At 70.8% G+C, this 20208-nt stretch carries 20 protein-coding genes; 5 read left to right on the top strand and 15 right to left on the bottom strand.

The window, feature by feature from the left end; translation table 11 throughout:
* Positions 1–112 precede the first annotated feature (112 nt).
* The 8 genes from ACFWI4_RS21665 to ACFWI4_RS21630 form a co-directional block, all read right to left on the bottom strand.
* Complete coding sequence (locus ACFWI4_RS21665) at positions 113–880, bottom strand: DUF3159 domain-containing protein (RefSeq protein WP_387198576.1); 768 nt, start codon at positions 878–880, stop codon at positions 113–115.
* Between the two features lie 3 nt (positions 881–883).
* Entirely contained in the window at positions 884–1282 is a 399-nt protein-coding gene (locus ACFWI4_RS21660; protein WP_385403154.1) for an OB-fold nucleic acid binding domain-containing protein, read from the bottom strand.
* A 126-nt stretch (positions 1283–1408) separates the two neighbouring features.
* Positions 1409–2092, bottom strand: coding sequence for a response regulator (locus tag ACFWI4_RS21655; protein WP_037620035.1), 684 nt, complete (start codon positions 2090–2092; stop codon positions 1409–1411).
* Positions 2089–4632, bottom strand: coding sequence for an ATP-binding protein (locus ACFWI4_RS21650; RefSeq protein WP_387198572.1), 2544 nt, complete (start codon positions 4630–4632; stop codon positions 2089–2091). The genes ACFWI4_RS21655 and ACFWI4_RS21650 overlap by 4 nt, the downstream gene beginning before the upstream one ends.
* 249 nt (positions 4633–4881) lie before the next feature.
* Positions 4882–6102, bottom strand: coding sequence for an alginate lyase family protein (locus ACFWI4_RS21645; RefSeq protein ID WP_387198569.1), 1221 nt, complete (start codon positions 6100–6102; stop codon positions 4882–4884).
* Between the two features lie 248 nt (positions 6103–6350).
* Entirely contained in the window at positions 6351–7115 is a 765-nt protein-coding gene (locus ACFWI4_RS21640; protein ID WP_385403161.1) for a DUF3710 domain-containing protein, read from the bottom strand.
* 1 nt (position 7116) lies between these two features.
* Entirely contained in the window at positions 7117–7608 is a 492-nt protein-coding gene (gene dut, locus ACFWI4_RS21635) for a dUTP diphosphatase (RefSeq protein ID WP_385403199.1), read from the bottom strand.
* Between the two features lie 44 nt (positions 7609–7652).
* A complete protein-coding gene (locus tag ACFWI4_RS21630) occupies positions 7653–8237 on the bottom strand; it encodes a PaaI family thioesterase (RefSeq protein WP_387198566.1) in 585 nt (194 codons plus the stop codon).
* Between the two features lie 58 nt (positions 8238–8295).
* On the opposite strand from ACFWI4_RS21630, the gene ACFWI4_RS21625 reads away from it, so the two are divergent.
* Positions 8296–8772, top strand: coding sequence for a DUF3093 domain-containing protein (locus tag ACFWI4_RS21625; protein ID WP_385403165.1), 477 nt, complete (start codon positions 8296–8298; stop codon positions 8770–8772).
* 168 nt (positions 8773–8940) lie between these two features.
* Here the strand turns inward: ACFWI4_RS21625 and ACFWI4_RS21620 are convergent, their stop codons facing one another.
* From ACFWI4_RS21620 to ACFWI4_RS21605, 4 genes are all read right to left on the bottom strand, one after another.
* A complete protein-coding gene (locus ACFWI4_RS21620; RefSeq protein WP_385403168.1) occupies positions 8941–9852 on the bottom strand; it encodes a hypothetical protein in 912 nt (303 codons plus the stop codon).
* Positions 9853–9865: 13 nt separating this feature from the next.
* Positions 9866–10162: a DUF4193 domain-containing protein gene (locus ACFWI4_RS21615; RefSeq protein ID WP_003997302.1), complete on the bottom strand. Its 297-nt coding sequence runs from the start codon at positions 10160–10162 to the stop codon at positions 9866–9868.
* A 394-nt stretch (positions 10163–10556) separates the two neighbouring features.
* Positions 10557–11789, bottom strand: coding sequence for a sensor histidine kinase (locus tag ACFWI4_RS21610; protein WP_385403170.1), 1233 nt, complete (start codon positions 11787–11789; stop codon positions 10557–10559).
* 6 nt (positions 11790–11795) lie between these two features.
* Complete coding sequence (locus ACFWI4_RS21605; protein WP_103549594.1) at positions 11796–12449, bottom strand: response regulator transcription factor; 654 nt, start codon at positions 12447–12449, stop codon at positions 11796–11798.
* Positions 12450–12862: 413 nt separating this feature from the next.
* Between ACFWI4_RS21605 and ACFWI4_RS21600 the strand changes: the two genes are divergently transcribed.
* Positions 12863–13036 carry a hypothetical protein gene (locus ACFWI4_RS21600; RefSeq protein ID WP_387198561.1) on the top strand — a complete coding sequence of 58 codons (174 nt, stop codon included), beginning with the start codon at positions 12863–12865 and terminating at the stop codon, positions 13034–13036.
* 134 nt (positions 13037–13170) lie between these two features.
* On the opposite strand, the gene ACFWI4_RS21595 is transcribed toward ACFWI4_RS21600, so the two are convergent.
* Positions 13171–13986, bottom strand: coding sequence for an inositol monophosphatase family protein (locus ACFWI4_RS21595; RefSeq protein ID WP_387198558.1), 816 nt, complete (start codon positions 13984–13986; stop codon positions 13171–13173).
* An 8-nt stretch (positions 13987–13994) separates the two neighbouring features.
* Positions 13995–15122 (bottom strand): ferrochelatase, encoded by a 1128-nt coding sequence (locus ACFWI4_RS21590; RefSeq protein WP_387198555.1) that lies wholly within the window; start codon positions 15120–15122, stop codon positions 13995–13997.
* A 323-nt stretch (positions 15123–15445) separates the two neighbouring features.
* Between ACFWI4_RS21590 and ACFWI4_RS21585 the strand changes: the two genes are divergently transcribed.
* A complete protein-coding gene (locus ACFWI4_RS21585; protein ID WP_387198552.1) occupies positions 15446–16684 on the top strand; it encodes an MFS transporter in 1239 nt (412 codons plus the stop codon).
* Positions 16644–17963 carry a D-arabinono-1,4-lactone oxidase gene (locus ACFWI4_RS21580; protein ID WP_387198549.1) on the top strand — a complete coding sequence of 440 codons (1320 nt, stop codon included), beginning with the start codon at positions 16644–16646 and terminating at the stop codon, positions 17961–17963. Before ACFWI4_RS21585 ends, ACFWI4_RS21580 begins: the two co-directional genes overlap by 41 nt.
* On the opposite strand, the gene ACFWI4_RS21575 is transcribed toward ACFWI4_RS21580, so the two are convergent.
* Positions 17887–18672, bottom strand: coding sequence for a hypothetical protein (locus ACFWI4_RS21575; RefSeq protein ID WP_387198546.1), 786 nt, complete (start codon positions 18670–18672; stop codon positions 17887–17889). The two genes, ACFWI4_RS21580 and ACFWI4_RS21575, sit on opposite strands and share 77 nt — an antisense overlap.
* A 473-nt stretch (positions 18673–19145) precedes the next feature.
* Here ACFWI4_RS21575 and sepH point away from each other — a divergent pair, with 473 nt between their 5' ends.
* The gene (gene sepH / locus ACFWI4_RS21570; protein ID WP_387198543.1) at positions 19146–20198 is read left to right on the top strand and encodes a septation protein SepH; all 1053 of its coding nucleotides are present in this window, start codon (positions 19146–19148) and stop codon (positions 20196–20198) included.
* Positions 20199–20208 lie beyond the last annotated feature (10 nt).

Below are 20208 nucleotides of genomic sequence, written 5' to 3'. Positions count from 1 at the left end.
GATTCTCCGGGCGCCCCCTTCGTCGTACGACAGCCGCACCGCGGAGGTACGGGCTCGGGCTCGGGCGCTTTCAGGTGCCCTCGGCCGTCCTCACCCGCGGCGGTGTCCGGGCTCAGGCCTCGCGGCGGTGGCGGGCCGGCGCCGGGGCGTCGCCGCGCTCCGTCGCGAGGGCGGCCTTGCGCTCCTTCTCCGCCTGCTCCTCGGCCTCCATCTCGGCGAACACGTCGATGGGCGGCGGCGCCTTGGCCAGGAAGACCCAGGTGAGCCAGACGGCGAGCAGGAACGGCGGGATCTTCAGGGCGATCAGGACCCAGCCGAACTGGGTGGTGTCACCCCACCAGTAGAGCGGGAACAGCACCGCGCACTTGGCGAGCAGGATCAGGCCCCAGGCCCAACTGGCCTTGGCGTAGGCCTTCTTGCGGCCGGGGTTGCGCGTACGCCAGGAGAGGTTCTCCTTGAAGACCGGGCCGAGGATCAGGCCGATCAGCGGGACGCCCGCGAGGGTGGTCACGATGTAGGCGACGGCCAGACCGAGCGTGTACAGCATGCCCGGCAGGTAGAAGTCCTTGGCGTTGCCCGTCATCATCGCGAAGACCACGCCGAAGGCGACGCCGAAGACACCGCTGAAGGCGTGCTTCACGGTGTCGCGCCGGACCAGGCGGACCACGACGAGCAGCAGGGACACCGCGAGGGCGGCGATCGCCGACCAGTGCAGGTCCTTGTTGATCGTGAAGATGGTGACGAAGAGCAGGCCCGGGACCACGGTTTCGACCATGCCCCGCACGCCGCCGAACGCCTCGAAGAGTGCGGCCTCGGTCACCGCCCGCGCATCCTGCTCGGCGTCCTGGGCGTCTTCGGTCGGCTTGTCGAGCGACGTCACCGGCTACTCCCGTCCGAGGGGTCTGAGTTCGTACTTCGGATTGAACAACACCCTACGGCCCCGGCTCATCGAGATGCGGCCCGAGGCGATCAGCCTGCGTCCGGGCTCGATGCCGACGATGGAACGGCGGCCGAGCCAGACCACGTCCAGGGCGGCCGAGCCGTCGAACAGCTCGGCCTCCAGGGCCGGGACACCGGCCCTCGGCCGCAGAGTGACCGTGCGCAAGGTACCAGTAACGGTGACTATCTGCCGGTCGTGGCAGTCGCCGATACGGGTACAGCCCGCGGTCGCCGTGTCCTCCCGAAGCTCCTCGGATTCCAGGTCCTCCTGGGACGAGGAGAGCCGGTCCATCATGCGCCGGAAGCGGCCCGCCGGCTTTTCGGAACGGGGAACAGCACTCATACCGAAAGCGTACCGGGGGGCACCCACAGCTTCGTACCCGCGGCGCCGCCGCCCGAACCGGCCGGAACCGGCCCCGTGGTCCGCCCGATCGGGCGACGGTACGGCGGACCTGGGGCCGGGGCCGTGTCACCGTTCGAATCTGTATCCCATACCGGGCTCGGTGATGAAGTGCTTCGGGTGCGAGGGGTCGACCTCCAGCTTGCGGCGCAGCTGGGCCATGTAGACGCGCAGGTAGTTGGTCTCCGTGCCGTAGGACGGGCCCCAGACCTCCTGGAGGAGCTGCTTCTGGCCGACGAGCCGGCCCGTGTTGCGGACCAGCACGTCCAGCAGATGCCACTCCGTGGGGGTGAGCCGCACGTCCCGTCCGTCCCGGTGCACCTTCTTGGCCGCCAGGTCCACGGTGAACCCCGCCGTCTCGACGATCACGTCGTCCTCACCGCCGCCGGTGGGCTCGGCGCGGCGGACGGCGGCGCGGAGCCGGGCGAGCAGTTCGTCCATGCCGAAGGGCTTGGTGACGTAGTCGTCGGCGCCGGCGTCGAGCGCCTCGACCTTCTCGTCCGAGGAGTGGCGGGCGGACAGCACCAGGATCGGCACCCGGGTCCACCCGCGCAGCCCCTTGATCACCTCGACGCCGTCCATGTCGGGCAGGCCGAGGTCGAGCACGACGACGTCGGGATGGCGTGCGGCCGCCAGCTGGAGCGCGGTGGCTCCGTCGGGGGCCGCGTCGACCTCGTACTTGCGTGCCTTCAGGTTGATCACGAGGGCTCGGGTGATCTGCGGTTCGTCGTCGACCACGAGGACCCGGGTCATGAAGCCTGCCTTTCCGCGACTGCTGATCGGGCCGCCGGTTCGGGACGGCGCTCCACCGCCCGCACCGTGAGGACCATGGTGAGTCCGCCGCCGGGGGTGTCCTCGGCGTTGAGGGTGCCGCCCATCGCCTCGGTGAAGCCCCGGGCCACCGCGAGGCCGAGGCCCACACCGGTGCCGCGCGGGGCGTCCCCGTAGCGCTGGAAGGGCGCGAATATCCGGTCCTTGGCGTCGTCCGGGACGCCGGGGCCGCGGTCCACCACGCGGACCTCCACGCGGTCGGCCATGGCGCTCGCGGCGACCAGGACCCGGTCCCCGACCGGGCTGTACTTGACCGCGTTCTCGACGAGGTTGGCCATGGCGCGCTCCAGCAGTCCGGCGTCGACGGCGACCATCGGCAGGCTCTCCGGGACGTCCAGCTCCACGCTGTCCTCGGGCACACCGCCGAGCGCCATCGGGACGACCTCGTCGAGGTCGATCTCGCGGATCAGCGGGGTGACCGTGCCGGTCTGGAGGCGGGACATGTCCAGCAGGTTGCCCACGAGGTGGTCGAGGCGGTCGGCGCCGTCCTCGATGCCTTCGAGGAGCTCGGCGCGGTCCTCCTCGGACCAGGCCACGTCGTCGGAGCGCAGGGAGGAGACCGCGGCCTTGATCCCGGCGAGCGGGGTGCGCAGGTCGTGGCTCACGGCGGCCAGCAGGGCGGTGCGGATGCGGTTGCCCTCGGCCAGCTCCTTGGCCTGGTCGGCCTCGTGCTGGAGGCGCTGGCGGTCCAGGACCACCACGGCCTGCGCGGCGAACGCGGCCAGCACCCGGCGGTCGGAGGCGGGCAGCACCCGCCCGGACAGCGCGAGCGCCATGTGGTCGCCGACGGGCATGTCGACGTCGGCGTCCTCGGGGCGGGTCGCGGGGTCGGGTCCGGCGCTGCCCGCGCAGGTCCACGGCTCGACGTCGCCGGCGCGCTCCAGCAGCGCCACCGACTCCATCCCGAAGGTCTCCCGGACGCGCTCCAGCAGCGCTTCCAGGCTCGTCTCGCCGCGCAGCACGCTGCCCGCCAGGAAGGAGAGGATCTCGGACTCGGCGCGGAGCCGTGCCGCCTGGTGGGTGCGGCGGGCAGCCAGGTCCACGACCGACGCCACGGAGACGGCGACGCCCACGAAGATCACGATGGCGACGATGTTCTTCGGGTCGGCGACGGTCAGCCGATGCAGGGGTGGTGTGTAGAAGTAGTTCAGCAGCAGCGAGCCGAAGGCCGCCGAGGCGAGCGCGGGGAGCAGACCGCCGAGCAGGGCGGCCGCGACCGTCACCGACAGGAACAGCAGCATGTCGTTGGCGAGGCCGAGGTCGATCGTGTTCAGCAGCACGGCCATGACCAGGGGGCCGCCGATGCCGATCGCCCAGCCCCAGATGATCCGGGAACGGCCGAGCCGTGCTCCGCGGGCCACCGGCAGCCCGCGTCCCTTGGCGACCTCCTCGTGGGTGACGATGTGGACGTCCAGGTCGGGGCCCGACTCCCGGGCGACCGTCGTCCCGACGCCGGGCCCGAAGACGTACTGCCAGGTCTTGCGGCGGGAGGAGCCGAGCACGATCTGGGTGGCGTTGACCCCGCGCGCGAAGTCCAGCAGGGAGGCGGGGATGTCGTCGCCGACGACGTGGTGGAAGGTGCCGCCGAGGTCCTCGACGAGGGTGCGCTGGACGGCCAGCTCCTTCGGCGAGGCGGAGGTGAGTCCGTCGCTGCGGGCGATGTAGACCGCGAGGACCTCGCCGCCGGCCCCCTTCTCGGCCAGCCGCGCGGCACGGCGGATCAGCGTCCGTCCCTCCGGGCCGCCGGTCAGCCCGACCACGATCCGCTCCCGGGATCCCCAGATCCTGGAGACACGGTGCTCGCTGCGGTACTCGGTCAGGTACTCGTCGGCCCGGTCGGCGACCCACAGCAGCGCGAGTTCGCGCAGCGCGGTGAGGTTGCCGGGACGGAAGTAGTTCGACAGGGCCGCGTCGACCTTGTCGGGCTTGTAGATGTTGCCGTGCGCCATCCGGCGGCGCAGCGCGGGCGGTGACATGTCGACGAGCTCGATCTGGTCCGCCCGCCGCACGACCTCGTCCGGCACGGTCTCGCGCTGGCGTACGCCCGTTATCGACTCGACGACGTCACCCAGCGACTCCAGGTGCTGGATGTTGACGGTGGAGACGACGTCGATCCCGGCGGCGAGCAGTTCCTCCACGTCCTGCCAGCGCTTGTCGTTGCGGGAGCCGGGGACATTGGTGTGCGCCAGTTCGTCCACCAGGGCGACGGCCGGGGCACGGTGGAGTACGGCCTCGACGTCCATCTCGGTGAAGGCGCCGCCACGGTGGCCGAGCTGCCGGCGCGGCACCTGCTCCAGGCCGTGCAGCATCACCTCGGTGCGGGGCCGGTCGTGGTGCTCGACGAACGCCACCACGCAGTCCGTCCCGCGTTCGACGCGGCGGTGCGCCTCGGAGAGCATCGCGTTGGTTTTGCCCACGCCGGGTGCCGCGCCGAGATAGATCCGAAGCTTGCCGCGTCCCATGAGCCCATTGTCTTCCTGTCACGCCTGTGTACGCAGCGTCGACCTTACGGCCAGGACTCCCGGCGAACGGGACGTTCGTCCTGCCGGGGAGCGTCCTTGACGCAACCCTGATGCGCCGCGCGTGCCGGCTGGTGCCGCTGGTGACGGTTCGGCTCATGTTCCCTCCCGGTGGTCCCTGGGGACCGGGCGCCGGTCTCTCCCGGACGCCCGGCCCTTCACCGCTTCATCGGTCGGGACCCCGGTTTCGGTTCACGCGGGATTGTCGCCGTGCGTGAGCGTCTCCCACGCGACGAAGAGGTTGTTGCTCCCCGCGGGGCGGTTCTGCTGGGTGAGCGTCTGCGTGTTGGTCATCGCGATGCCCAGACGGTTGTGCAGGGCGTTGTAGCCGACCTCGGTGACCGGGCCGAGTCCGAGGTTCAGCGAGCCTCCGCACAGCCAGCTCGGCACGGCGGTGCCCAGCTGGTACTTCGACTGGAAGCCGAGCGCCTGGCGCAGCCGTTCGCCGACGTCGGTGCCGTACAGGTCCTGCCCCTGGATGCGGCTGGTCTCGGCGATGTGCGAGATGGCCGAGATGCCGTACCCGGTGTGGGTGAGGTCCCGGCAGGTCTCCTGGGTGAGTCCGGTGACGAAGGTGGACTGGCCCTGCCAGTAGCTGACGATCTTCGCGGTGGTGTCGAGGTTCTGGCTCGGCACGGTCTTCGGCACGGCGCCGTCGCTGGAGAGGTAGACGTACGCCGCGGCGCGGGTCCGGAACCTCGCCATGGCCTTGTCGTAGGAGGTCTTGTCCTCCAGGAAGACGGAGATGCCGACCGCGGCCTCCATCATCGACAGCTCCCAGTTCCCGTTGGAGTTGGAGCCGTTGATGACCTCGGGCAGGTAGACGTCGCGCAGCATGGTCGCGAAGCGGCCCGAGTTGGCCCAGGTGCCGGTGTACGTGTACTTGATGATCTCGGCGGCCTTGGGCCAGGACGAGCCGGCCCAGCCGGTCTGGAGGGGCGCGTTGCTGTTGGTGTGCTCCTTGATCACCGCGGACCAGGCGTCCATCAGCTCGATGGCCTTCTTGGCGTACCGGTCGTCGCGCGTGACGTACCAGGCGAGGGCGTCGGTGTAGGCGGCGATCGCGTCCTGGCGCTCGTCGGTGCAGCCGTTGTCGGGGTTGGAGTAGGAGCCGCACTCGACGGTCGCGCGGGGCTTGGGGGTGCGGGTGAGCGAGGCGTAGGTGCTCGCCATCATCTGGTCGTAGGCGCCCTTCCAGGGCTGGGCGCCGGCCAGGACCTCGGTGCGGGCGAAGTCCAGCTGTCCCCGGGAGACGGTGACCCCGGGGTGGACGAAGGCGGCGGGAGCCGCTTCGGCCGGGTGCGCGCCGGGCCAGGACAGGAGGGTGGCGACGAGGGCCGCGGTCGCGGCGGCGACGGTGACGAGTAAGGCGGGGCGCCGTCGGCGGTGATGCCGAGTGGGGGTGGCGGGCATACAGAGCCATCCATTCTTGTATGTGAACTTCACACGAGGTTTTGAACATGGAGTGCTGGCCGGTGACCATAGGTACGGACCAAGTTCCCGTCAAGAGCCTGCGGGAGATCCGCTGCTCAACCAGCGTTCACGTACAGGAACACGGGAGGCCGCGCCCCGGCCGGAACGCGCGCGCATGGGAAAGGGCCGCATCCCTGGGGGATGCGGCCCTCGTACTGCCTGTGTCCTGCTGCTTGTCCTTCGCCCGCCTAGCGGACTTCGGTGATCTCCGGTCCGCGCTGGAGCTGTCCCATGCCGCCGGAGAAGCGGGAGCCGCTCTGGTCCTCCTGCTGAACGCCTTCGGGGACCATCTGCGCGTCGTTCGGCAGCTTCAGGACGATCGGGTCGCGGGGGGCCATCGGGCCCTCGCCGCGGACGACGACCGTGTCCCGGAAGATCTGCTCCAGCAGCCCGGCGGCCTGCGGCTGCACCGCGCCCTGCCCGGAGATCACTCCGCGCAGGAACCAGCGGGGGCCGTCCACGCCGACGAACCGCACGACCTGGAAACCACCCGTGCCGTCCGGCAGCTGGACCGGCACCTGAGCCCGCAGCTCCCAGCCCAGCGGTCCCTCGACCTCGTCGATGACACCGCCCTGCTGGGTGATCCCGGAGGCGATCTCCTCGCGCACCTCGCCCCAGATGCCCTCGCGCTTGGGGGCGGCGAAGGCCTGGAGCTGCACGGCGCTGTCGTTGACGACGACGGTCGCCGCGACGATCGCGTCGCCCGCGACCTCGACCCGCAGCTCCATGCCGTCCACTCCGGGCACGAACAGACCGCCGAGGTCCACCCGCCCCTCGGCGGGGTCACGCACCTCTTCGCTGTCCCAGGGCCCGTCGGGGCGCGGCTCGGGTTCGAGCCTCACGCGCTCGCGCTCCGCGTCCTCGTCCGCCTCAGTGTCGACGCCGTCGACGACCTGCTCGGCCTCGCCCGCCGCGTCCTCGGCGGCACTGCCCTTCTTGCGACGTCCGAACACGTCACTGTCCTTCCCGGTCGGATACGACCGAAGCGTATCGATTCCCACCCGTTGTGCTGTCCACGGCGGCATGACCGCCGGTGGACCCGAAGCCCCCTGCGGCCCGCGCCGAACCGGGAAGTTCCGCGACCTCCTGGAAGCGAACCTTCTCGACCTGCTGGACGACCAGTTGAGCAATCCGGTCGAAGCGCTCGAACCGCACGGACTCGCGCGGATCGAGATTCACCACGATCACCTTGATCTCCCCACGGTACCCGGCATCCACCGTCCCCGGGGCATTCACGAGGGCTACACCGCAGCGGGCGGCCAGGCCCGACCGCGGGTGCACGAAGGCCGCGTACCCCTCGGGCAGCGCGATGGCCACTCCCGTCGGCAGCACGGCCCGCTCACCGGGCTTCAGCTCGTGACTCTCGGTGGTCCGAAGATCGGCTCCCGCGTCGCCGGGCTGCGCGTACTCGGGCAGCGGGACGTCAGGATCGACGCGCCTGATCATCACGGGAAGTTCTGGACGGGGCTCGCTCGCCCCAGGGCTAAGGGTCACGGGTTCACCTCGAAGGCACGGGATCGCCGGATCTGGTCCGGGTCGTTCATCGCCGCGCGGATCTCCTCCGGGCGGCCGTTGTCGATGAAGTGGTCGACCTTCACCTCGACGAAGAGGGCGTCCGCGCGGACGGCGACGGGCCCGTCGGGGCCGCCGATCCGTCCTGTGGCGGTGCAGTAGATCTTCCGGCCGGCCACCGCGGTGGCCTCGGCCTCCAGATGCAGCACGGTGCCCACGGGTACGGGGCGCAGGAAGTCGGTCTCCAGGCGGCCCGTCACGGCGATCGTCCGCAGCAGCCAGTTCAGCGAGCCGAGCGTCTCGTCGAGCGCGGTGGCCAGAACGCCGCCGTGCGCGAGTCCCGGGGCACCCTGGTGGACGGGGCGCACGGTGAACTCCGCCGTGATCGTGACGCCGTCCCCCGCGCGGGCCTCCAGGTGGAGTCCGTGGGGCTGGGCCCCACCGCACCCGAAACAGTGTTCGTAGTGTGCTCCGAGGAGCTCTCCGGGGGCGGGCGCGTCGGGGTGCCGCACCGGCGCGACGGCGTCGGCGGGAGGCGTCAGAGCTGCGGAAGTACCACTCACAGGCGCAGACCTTACCCGCGCGTCCACCAAGTCTTCGCACCGTGCCAAGCTTGGCGTCATGCAGCTCTCCGCCTCCCCCTACGAAGAACGACTCACCGCGCCCCGGTCGTGGTGGGTGATCAGCTTCCTGGTCGGGCTCGCGCTGGCCCTGGTCTTCCTTCCGTTCGGCACTCTGCCGATGCTCGGAGCGCTCGTCGGCGGCACCGCCGTCGCGGCGGTCGCCGCCAGTTCGTACGGCTCGATCCGCATCCGCGTGGTCGGCGACTCGCTGATCGCGGGCGACGCCAAGATCCCGGTCTCCGCCCTCGGCGGCTCGGAGATCATGGACCCGGAGGAGGCGCGCGCCTGGCGTACCTACAAGGCCGACACCCGCGCCTTCATGCTGCTGCGCTCGTACATCCCGACGGCGCTGCGGGTCCAGGTCACCGACCCCGGGGACCCGACGCCCTATCTGTACCTGTCGACCCGGGAGCCGGAGCGTCTGGCCGCCGCCCTGGAGACGGCGCGGGAAGCGGTCCGGTCCACGGAGAGCTGAGGACGCCACGGGCCCGCACGGGGTCCGGCTGCGCATGATCCGGCGGGCCGGCTCCACGGAGCGGTCCGCCGGTCGCGTACACGCGTACCGGCCCGGTAACCGGCGAGGACGTGGTCGTACGGCCGTGGGCGCCCCGCCGCGCGCACGGCCCCGGGTTCCCGGGTCTCCTCAGTCCCCCAGGTCGGTGGGGATCTCGCCGATCCGCACGGGGTCGATCGGCTTCTCCAGCGGCGGCAGCTGCGGGAGCGCGTCCCAGGGGACCTGCATCCTGCGCAGGTCCTTGCGGATGTGGCCGGCCACGCGCCGGGTGTCGCGGCGGTTCATCACCGCGCCCACGGCAGCCCCGACCATGAACGGCATGAGGTTGGGCAGGTCCCGGACCGTCCGCTTCATGATCTGCTGGCGCAGCTCGCGCTTCATCTGGCCGCCCAGCGCGGCGTTGATCGTCATGGGTTTGGCCACGTCGATACCGCGCTCGCCCGACCAGGAGTGGAGGTAGGCCGTGCTGCGCTGCTTGAGGTTGCCCTGCGGGCGCAGGCCGTAGACCTCGTGGAGTTCGGCGATCAGCTTCAGCTCGATCGCGGCGACCGCGGTGATCTCGGCGGCGAGCTCCGTGGGCATGGCGGGCGGCACCGGCAGCATCGCGGCGGCGCCGATCCCGGCGCCGACGGTGGACGTCGCGGCGGCGGCGCCCGCGACGAGCTTGTCCGCGATCTCCTCCGGGCCGAGGCCCGGGAACTGTCTGCGGAGTGCGGCCAGGTCCCTCACGGGAATGCGGGGGGCGATGTCGATGATCCGGTCGGTGACGAACGCCAGGCCCGCCCTGGCCCGGACGCCGCTTCTCGTCACGCCCCTCTTGAGTCCGTCCCGAACAGCCTCCACGCGACGCCTCGCTGCGGGCGAGGGGGTGTCCGTGGGGGCCGTCAGGCCGTCTGTGGCGGCCGCTCGGTCGAGCGAGGCTGATCCCTGTTCGGAAGAGCCCCGCTCGTCGTCACGCACGCCTTCAGGGCCCTTGGCGGGCCCTTCGTCCGCCGCCCTGAACGGGAGGCGGCGCTTCCGAGGTGAGGTCGAGCCGGTCACGGCCGACCCTGCCTCAGTCGCAGTCGCGGCAGATCGGCTGACCGTTCTTCTCGCGGGCCAGCTGGCTGCGGTGGTGCACCAGGAAGCAGCTCATGCAGGTGAACTCGTCCTGCTGCTTGGGCAGCACCCGGACGGCCAGCTCTTCGTTCGAGAGGTCCGCACCGGGCAGCTCCAGGCCTTCGGCGGCCTCGAACTCATCTACGTCGACGGACGAAGTGGACTTGTCGTTCCGGCGAGCCTTCAGTTCTTCAAGGCTGTCCGAGTCGACGTCGTCGTCGGTCTTGCGCGGGGTGTCGTAATCCGTTGCCATTGTCGCTCTCCCCCTCTGGGTGTCTGCGGTGTCTCCAGCGCACGTAACGCGTGAGAGGCCGGACTTGTGCCCGACCCGAGGCGGAGATTTTGCCTCACATCAAGGTCTGTTACTCAATCGACACCCAACCGGACTCATCAAGAGTGCTCGGCTTGGATGGCGATGCGGACCGTACACGGTCCCCAGGTCGCACTTCAAAGGCGCCCCACCGTGTACTTCCCGTGATCAGGACCCCCGAAAACCCGGATTTTCCCGGCTTTCCGGCAGGTTGCATGATCACGGAGAGTAGATGGACCGAAATTCGTCCTTGTGATCGATCACACACGGATCACTCGGGTGGGTGACCCGAAAATTCCGCGCAAAGCGAACATCGCCGCGTGTCCGCGACATGGTCTCAGATCGGGAGGGTGACGCGCATCACGAGCCCACCTCCCTCTCGGGGCTGAGCGACGATGTGACCCCCGTGCGCACGGGCCACGGACCGGACGATCGACAGGCCAAGGCCCACGCCCTTGTCGCTGCCCGTGCGCTCGGTGCGCAGCCGCCGGAAGGGTTCGAAAAGATTGTCGACCTCGTACGCGGGAACGACCGGTCCCGTGTTCGACACCTCCAGGACCGCCCTGCCGTGATCCGTCTCGGTCGTGACCTCGACCCAGCCGTCCTGCGGCACGTTGTACCGGACGGCGTTCTGGACGAGGTTCAGGGCGATCCGCTCCAGGAGCACTCCGTTGCCCTGGACAACCACAGGGGCGCGATGCCCGCGGATCTCCACACCCTTGGCCTCGGCCTCGGCGTGCACCTGGTCGACGGCCTGCGTGGCGACCTCGGCGAGGTCCACCGGCTTGCGCTCGATGATCTGGTTGTCGCTGCGGGCGAGCAGCAGCAGGCCCTCCACGAGCTGCTCACTGCGCTCGTTCGTGGCGAGCAGCGTCTTGCCGAGCTGCTGCATCTCCGTCGGCACCCCGGGGCCCGAGAGGTGCACCTCGAGGAGCGTGCGGTTGATCGCCAGGGGGGTGCGCAGTTCGTGCGAGGCGTTCCCCACGAACCGCTGCTGGGCGGTGAAGGCCCGCTGCAGCCGCTCCAGCATGTCGTCGAAGGTGTCCGCGAGCTCCTTCAGCTCGTCGTCGGGGCCGTCCAGCTCGATCCGCCGGGACAGGTCGGAGCCGGCCACCGCGCGCGCGGTGCGGGTGATGTGGCCGAGCGGCGACAGGACGCGGCCGGCCATCGCGTAGCCGAACGCGAAGGCGATGACCGCGAGGCCGAGCAGGGCGAGCAGGGAGCGGCTGAGCAGGTCGTCGAGGGCGTGCTGGCGCTGCTGGTTCACGCAGTCGGCCATCGCGCGGTTGAGCTCGTCCGCCGAGGGGTTCTGCGGGAGGTTGCAGACGTTGCTGCCGACCTTCCCGGAGATGATCTGGAAGGGAAGGTCGCTGCCGACGTTCAGCGCCTGCGCGGCGAGCAGGTAGATGATCGACAGCAGCACGATGCCGGCGATCAGGAACATGCCGCCGTACAGCAGCGTCAGACGTATACGGATCGTGGGACGCAGCCAGGGGAAGGGCGGCTCCGCCCTCCTCGGGTCCCACGTCGGCTTCGGAGGCGCCGCGGGCGGCGCTGGAGTGGTGGCCACGGTGGATCAGATCCTGTACCCGGAGCCGGGCACGGTGACGATCACGGCGGGCTCGCCGAGCTTGCGCCGCAGCGTCATGACGGTGACGCGCACGACGTTGGTGAACGGGTCCGTGTTCTCGTCCCAGGCCTTCTCCAGGAGCTGTTCCGCGGAGACGACGGCGCCCTCGCTGCGCAGCAGCACCTCGAGGACGGCGAACTCCTTGGGGGCGAGCTGGACCTCCTTGCCGTCGCGGAAGACCTCGCGGCGGTTGGGGTCGAGCTTGATCCCGGCGCGCTCCAGGACGGGCGGCAGCGGCACGCTCGTACGCCGTCCGAGTGCACGCACGCGCGCGGTCAGCTCGCTGAACGCGAACGGCTTGGGGAGGTAGTCGTCGGCGCCGATCTCCAGGCCCTCGACCCGGTCGCTGACGTCGCCGGAGGCGGTCAGCATCAGCACGCGCGTGGGCATGCCGAGCTCGACGATCTTCCGGCAGACGTCGTCGCCGTGCACGAGCGGGAGGTCGCGGTCGAGGACGACCACGTCGTAGTCGTTGACCCCGATGCGCTCCAGCGCGGCCGCGCCGTCGTACACGACGTCGACGGCCATGGCCTCCCGGCGCAGTCCGGTGGCCACCGCATCGGCGAGCAGCTGCTCGTCCTCGACGACGAGTACGCGCACGTCGCTTGTCCTTCCTCTGTCCACCGGCGGGCACGCTCGAGCGCACCACGCGGGCAGGTCCGTCACGGATGAGAGCTCCATCCTGCCCGTTTCGGCCATAAACCGGCTGTAAGACGGGGGCGGAGCCGGGGAAGCGCGTCCGGAGGACCGGGAACACCCGATTTTCTCGTCGGGTTGAGGTTTCCGCGGAAGAGAGCGGGGGGAGGACGGCTTTACACCCCGCGATCACGCTCTGCATGTGGCAAACCACATTGTGGTACGTCCAACGCTTCCGCAGAGCGGGCGTGGGTGTCCGGCACCGTCGCCGCCCAGCCCGGGCAGCGCTGGGCACCCCATTCGGAGACGTGATCGCCCCTTTCCATCGGCACACCCCCGTGCCACCCGACCCACGACCCAGGACGAGGGGGCGCAGCATGGACGCTTTCACCACAGGACTTCTGCAGCGCATAAGGACGACCGAGTCCGACCTGACGCGGGCTCGCGAGACAGGCGACGACTTCCTCACGGAGATCGAGCAGGCCGAGCTGGACGACCTGCACCGCCTCGCCGCGGAGCACGGTGTGGAGATCGGCGCCACACGCGTCTGATCTGCACGTACGAGAGCGGGGCCCCGGTATCGATCCAGTACCGGGGCCCCGCTCCGTCGTTCCCTCGGCCGTGCAGCGTCGCGGCCTTCCGGGAAGCGGCTCCGCCGTCCGGCGGGCCCCTCCCGGGCCGGCCGTCAGTCGTGCCAGGCGCCGAAGTCCTCCAGGAGCCGCTGGAGGGGCTCGAAGACGCCCGGTGAGGCCGCCACCGCGAGATCGCCCGTGGGGCGCTCTCCGGGGCGTCCACCGGTCACCGCGCCCGCCTCCCGGGCGATCAGGTCGCCCGCCGCGAGGTCCCAGGGGTGCAGGCCGCGCTCGTAGTAGCCGTCGAGGCGGCCTGCCGCGACGTCGCAGAGGTCGACCGCCGCCGAGCCCGAGCGCCGGATGTCACGCACCAGCGGGATCAGCCGCTGGGCGACGTCGGCCTGATGGGTCTTGACCTTGGTCACGTAGTTGAAGCCGGTCGAGACGAGGGCCTGGTCGAGCGGAGGGGACGGGCGGCAGGCCAGCCGGCGCTCACCGACCCACGCCCCGGAGGCGCGGGCGCCCCGGCCGCGTACCGCGTGGTACGTCTCGCCGCGCATGGGGGCCGCGACGACACCGACCACGGTCTCGCCGTCCTGCTCCGCCGCGATGGACACGGCCCAGGTCGGCAGTCCGTACAGGTAGTTGACGGTGCCGTCGAGCGGGTCGACGATCCAGCGGACACCGCTGGTGCCCTCGGTCGCCGAGCCCTCCTCCCCGAGGAAGCCGTCGTGGGGGCGGTGCTCGGCGATCAGCGAGGTGATCAGCTTCTCCGCCGCGATGTCCATCTCGGTCACGACGTCGATCGGGCTGGACTTGGTCGCGGCGACAGCGAGGTCCGCCGGCCGTCCGTCGCGCAGCAGCTCGCCCGCGCGGCGGGCTGCCTCGTGCGCGAGCTGGAGGAGTTCGGTGTGCAGGGGCTCGGTCACGTGGCTCCTCATGCGAAGGGGCTGTCGGCGCCCGCGGCGGCGGGCTTGGGCGTGCGGGCCGGGCAGCAGCCGACCGGGCACAGGTCGTGACTCGGGCCGAGCGCGCCCAGGGCACACCGTGCCACCTCCCGGCCGCTCTCGGCCGCGGCGCGCTCCAGCACCAGGTCACGGACGGCCGCGGCGAACCGGGGGTCGGAGCCCACCGTGGCCGAACGGCGCACCGGCAGGCCCAGGTCCCGTACCTTCGCCCGCGCCTCGGTGTCCAGGTCGTACAGGACCTCCATGTGGTCGGAGACGAACCCGATCGGCGCCATCACCGCGGCCGTGGCTCCGGCACCGTGCAGCTCCTCCAGGTGGTCGCAGATGTCGGGCTCCAGCCACGGGATGTGCGGGGCGCCGGAGCGCGACTGGTAGACGAGCTTCCACGGGTGGTCGGTCCCGGTCTTCTCGCGCACCGCCTCCGCGATCAGCCGGGCGACGTCCAGATGCTGCCGGACGTACGCGCCGCCGTCGCCGTGCCCCTCGGCCGGACCGGAGGTGTCCGCCGCGGTGACCGGGATCGAGTGGGTGGTGAACACCAGGTGCGCCCCCGCCCGGACGTCCTCGGGCAGGTCGGCGAGCGATGCGAGGACGCCCTCGGTCATCGGCTCGACGAACCCGGGGTGGTTGAAGTAGTGCCGCAGCTTGTCGACCCTCGGCGGCTCGAGACCCTCCCCCTCCAGGGCGGCGAGGGCTCCCGCCAGGTCCTCGCGGTACTGCCGGCAGCCCGAGTACGAGGCGTACGCGCTGGTGGCCAGCACCAGGATCCGGCGCCGCCCGTCGGTGGCCATCTCGCGCAGCGTGTCGGTCAGGTACGGCGCCCAGTTGCGGTTGCCCCAGTAGACCGGCAGGTCCAGACCGTGCCCGGCGAAGTCCTTGCGCAGCGCGTCGAGCAGGGCGCGGTTCTGTCCGTTGATCGGGCTGATCCCGTCGAACAGGAAGTAGTGCTGCCCGACCTCCTTGAGCCGTTCCTTGGGGATGCCTCTGCCCCTGGTCACGTTCTCCAGGAAGGGGACCACGTCGTCCGGGCCCTCCGGGCCGCCGAACGAGAGCAGGAGCAGGGCGTCGTAGGGGGTGGCATCGAGCACTTCTGGCATGGGTCCGATCCTGCCACCCGCCGCTGACGGGCGAGAACCGGCGGGGTGACGAACGGGCGACGCGGCGCGGGCCGCCGCCTCGCGAGCGGGTGCCGCGCGGATGAACGGCCGTACAGATGATCGACCGGGCGGACAGCCGGACGGACAGGCGACCGTGCGGACGGGCGGGCGGACGGGCGGTGCGCCGACGAACGGCCGGGCGGGCACGAGGGGCTGTATTAGGGTTACCTAACCCGTAAGCTGTATCGGCCAGCTTCACGCCTTACAGAAGTTCGGCCGCCCGCGGTGGACGGGAGGGGCCGAGCCGAGCCGACGGAGTCCTCGTGCCCAGCCCGTACCGCGCCCTGTTCGCCGCCCCCGGCTCCAAGAGCTTCTCCGCCGCGGGTCTTCTCGGCCGGATGCCGCTGTCCATGATGGGCATCGGCGTCGTCACGATGATCTCCCAGCTGACCGGGCGCTACGGCCTCGCGGGCGCCCTGTCCGCGACCATCGCGCTCGCGGCCGCGGTGATGGGCCCGCAGGTCTCGCGCCTGGTGGACCTGCACGGTCAGAGCAGGGTCCTGCGTCCGGTGACGCTCTTCGCGCTAGCGGCCGCCGGGGGCCTGCTGGCCGCCGCGCGCTTCGGGTGGCCCGACTGGGTCCTGTTCGTGTGCTCGGCCGGCATCGGCTGCGTCCCGAGCGTCGGCGCGATGATCCGGGCCCGCTGGGCGGCCCTCTACGGAGGCACCCCGCAACTGCACACCGCGTACTCCCTGGAGTCCGTGGTGGACGAGATCTGCTTCATCTTCGGACCGATCATCTCCATCGGCCTGTGCACGGTCTGGTTCCCGGAGGCCGGACCGCTGCTCGCCGCATGCTTCCTCGCGGCCGGCGTCTTCTGGCTGACCTCCCAGCGCGCCACCGAGCCGCAGCCGCATCCGCGCGGACAGGACGGCGGCGGCTCGGCGCTCCGCTCGGCCGGACTCCAGGTCCTCGTCGCCACGTTCGTGGCGGTCGGGACGATCTTCGGAGCCGTCGACGTGGTCACCGTCGCCTTCGCCGACGAGCAGGGGCACAAGGCCGCCGCGAGCATCGCCCTGGCCCTCTACGCGGCGGGCTCCTGCCTCGCGGGGGCCGTCTTCGGACTCCTGCACTTCAAGGGGGCCGCGGAAGGCAGGTGGCTGCTGGGCATATGCGCGATGGCCGTGAGTATGATCCCCCTCCTACTGGTCGGAAACTTGCCGTTCCTGGCCGTGGCGCTGTTCGTTGCGGGCCTGTCCATCGCTCCCACGATGATCACGACGATGTCCCTCATCGAACAGCACGTACCTCGCGCGAAACTGACCGAAGGCATGACCTGGGTGAGCACAGGACTCGCCGTCGGGGTCGCGCTCGGGTCCTCCGTGGCCGGCTGGGTGATCGACTCCGCCGGCGCGGAAGCCGGGTACGGGGTTCCGGCGGCGTCCGGGGCCGTCGCGGTCGCGGTCGGTTTCCTCGGGTACCGCCGGCTCAGCAGGCCGGTTCTTCAGCGGGGAGGGTCGCATGAGCACCACAGTGAGCGAGAAGAACGGCACGTGGCGTAACTGGGCGGGCAACGTCACCGCCCTTCCCGTACGGGAGGTCACCCCTGCCTCGGTGGACGAGCTGTCCGCCGCCGTGCGGAAGGCGGCCGAGGACGGTCTGACGGTGAAGGCCGTCGGGACCGGGCACTCCTTCACGTCCGCCGCCGCGACCGACGGCGTATTGATCCGGCCTCAACTGTTGACCGGGATCCGCAAGATCGACCGTACGGCCATGACGGTCACGGTCGAGGCGGGCACCCCGCTCAAGAGACTCAACATGGCCCTCGCGCGCGAGGGTCTGTCGCTCACCAACATGGGCGACATCATGGAGCAGACGGTCTCGGGGGCGACCAGCACCGGCACGCACGGCACCGGACGCGACTCGGCGTCGATCGCCGCGCAGATCAAGGGCCTGGAACTGGTGACGGCGGACGGCTCGGTGCTGGTCTGCTCCGAGACCGAGAACCCGGAGATCTTCGCGTCGGCCCGTATCGGCATCGGCGCCCTGGGGATCATCACCGCGATCACCTTCGCCGTGGAGCCCGTCTTCCTGCTCACGGCCCGCGAGGAGCCGATGACCTTCGACAAGGTCACCGCCGACTTCGAGGAGCTCTTCACCGAGAACGAGCACTTCGAGTTCTACTGGTTCCCGCACACCGGCAACTGCAACACCAAGCGCAACAACCGCAGCGCCGGCCCGGAAAACCCCGTCGGTCCCGTCCGGGGCTGGATCGAGGACGAGTTCCTCTCCAACGGCGCCTTCCAGGTGGCCAACCTGATCGGCCGGGCCGTCCCCTCGGCCATCCCCTCGATCGCGGGATTCTCCAGCCGCGCGCTGTCCGCGCGGACCTACACCGACATCCCGTACAAGGTCTTCACCTCTCCGCGCCGCGTGCGGTTCGTGGAGATGGAGTACGCCGTGCCGCGCGAGGCCCTCGTCGAGACGCTGCGCGAACTGAAGGCGATGGTGGACGCCTCATCCCTGCGGGTGAGTTTCCCCGTGGAGGTGCGGACCGCGCCCGCCGACGACATCACCCTGTCCACGGCGTCCGGGCGGGACAGCGCGTACATCGCGGTCCACATGTTCCGGGGCACCCCCTATCAGGAGTACTTCACCGCCGCCGAGCGGATCTTCACCGCGCACGAGGGGCGGCCGCACTGGGGCAAGGTGCACACGCGCGACGCGGAGTACTTCGCCAAGGCCTACCCGCGCTTCGGCGAGTTCACCGCGCTGCGGGACCGGCTTGATCCGGACCGGCGCTTTGCGAACGACTACTTGCGGAGGGTTCTGGGGTCGTAGCCGTCGCGCTGGGCTCGGGAGCCGGGGTGCCGTCCCCGGCTCCGGAATCCGGCGACGCGCTGTCGCCCGGGGCCGGCACGTTCGTACCGCCGGTGTTGCCGGTGCCGCTGTCGCTGCCGGCGGACGGTGCGGGCGTCTCGGGGGAGACCCGTGACGAGGACGGCGAGGACGGCGAGGGGTCCGTCGACGGAGTCGTGGCGGGCTCGCGGTTCCCCGAACCGGACGACGTGTGCCCCTTAAAGGCGTCGCCGACCGTCGTGCTCGTGCCGTCGCCGCTGAAGCTCTGCCCCGAGACCGTTTCGTAGGTGGTGATTCCGGCCATCGTGACGCCGAAGACGAGAACGGTCGCGACCAGCGGCCTCTTCCAGCTCCTGACCCGCGCGCGGTAGACGGTCCCCTCACCGAACTCGCCGGGGGGACCCGGTATCTGCCGGGGCCTCGGTTTCGCCGGCACCGCCGCGTCGCGGAGCTGTTCGCCGGTGCGGCGGAAGAAGTGCTGGAACACCGTCCCGCCGCAGGTGGCGACGACACTGACGAGACCGGCGCCCAGGATCGTCCCGTACACGCCGAAGTAGGACGCCAGTTTCGCCGCGACCACCGCGGCGACCGCGCTCCCCGCCACCTGGGGGACGCTCAGGTCCAGCCGCCTCTTCCTCGGTTCCCCGTCGGCACCCGGCTCTTCGCCGCCGACATCCGGCTTCTCACGCATTCCCGGACCTTGCCTGCCTTTCCCGTACTTGATCGACCGATCGCACGAGATAGGGACGTACGGGCGAAACGATAAGTTCCGTTTCTGCCGATTACGTGAAGTGCGCCACGTCTCCGGGGCGGCGAAAGAGCGTCGGGATCGGCCAACTACCACCCCCCGCTAGAAGTTGGGCGGCGTGCCGATCCACGCAAGTGGCCCGAATGGAGTACTGTTGCGAGCCCTGGGTCCGGACTCCCGCCAGGGTGTCCGGGGCCTTGCAGGACCACCGGGAGGGGGCTCGTTGCACAGGGTGATGGAGTTCGTCACTTAGCGTTGCAAAATAGGTAACCGTGCCATAACGGCGATCCCGGGCCCGCACCCGACACGCCGGGCAACTCGGCAAGGTTGTGGCAGGCTGCACCCGGGCAGGCCACACTCGACTAGCGGAAGCAGCGACGCACGTGACGTCGGCAGGCACCACCCGGGAGGTCCCCATGCCCGAACTGCGTGTCGTGGCCGTCTCTAACGACGGCACACGGCTGGTGCTGAAGGCTGCGGACAGTACGGAATACACGCTTCCGATTGACGAGCGGCTGCGCGCCGCCGTACGCGGCGACCGTCCCCGCCTCGGCCAGATCGAGATCGAGGTGGAGAGCCATCTCCGCCCCCGTGACATCCAGGCGCGTATACGTGCCGGCGCCTCCGCCGAGGAAGTGGCCCAGCTCGCCGGCATCCCCGTCGACCGTGTACGCCGTTTCGAGGGACCCGTGCTGGCCGAGCGCGCCTTCATGGCCGAGCGTGCCAGGAAGACTCCCGTCCGCCGCCCCGGAGAGAACGCCGGTCCCCAGCTCGGTGAGGCCGTCCAGGAGCGGCTGCTGATCCGGGGTGCCGAGAAGGACACCGTCCAGTGGGACTCCTGGCGCCGCGACGACGGCACCTGGGAAGTCCTGCTGGTGTACCGCGTCGCGGGCGAACCGCACGCCGCGAGCTGGACCTACGACCCGCCCCGGCGGCTCGTCCAGGCCGTCGACGAGGAGGCGCGCTCGCTGATCGGCGAGTCCGACGACCTCGCGGCGCCCGAGCCGAGCTTCCCGTTCGTGCCGCGGATCGCCAGGCTGCCCCGCGACCGTCCGCTGGACCGCGCCCTCGACCGGCAGGCGGAGCGGCCGAGCCTGCCCGCGGCTTCCTCGGAACCGTCCGAGGAGACCGAGGACCGGGACTCGCTGACCAGCCTTCTGGAAGCGGTGCCCAGCTTCCGGGGCGACATGGTGGTGCCCGAGCGGCCCGCCCCCGCCGAACGGCCCGCCGCCGAGGAGCCCGAGACCGAGCCCGAGGAGGAGGAGCCCCCGGCTCCCGCGGCCTCGGCCGGTGCCGGTTCCGCGTACGCCGACGTGCTCATGCCCCGCTCGGTGGGCAGCCATCGTGACCGGCTCGTCGGAGCGACGGACCGCCAGGCCGAGGCGGACGGCGTCCGTCCGGGCCGCAGAGCGGCAGTCCCGAGCTGGGACGAGATCGTCTTCGGCACGCGCCGCAAGAAGCAGGACTAGCCGTACCGGC

It is taken from the genome of Streptomyces sp. NPDC127038 (assembly GCF_042725875.1).
Taxonomy (GTDB): Bacteria; Actinomycetota; Actinomycetes; order Streptomycetales; family Streptomycetaceae; genus Streptomyces.
This window is presented reverse-complemented; position numbering and strand designations above follow the sequence as displayed.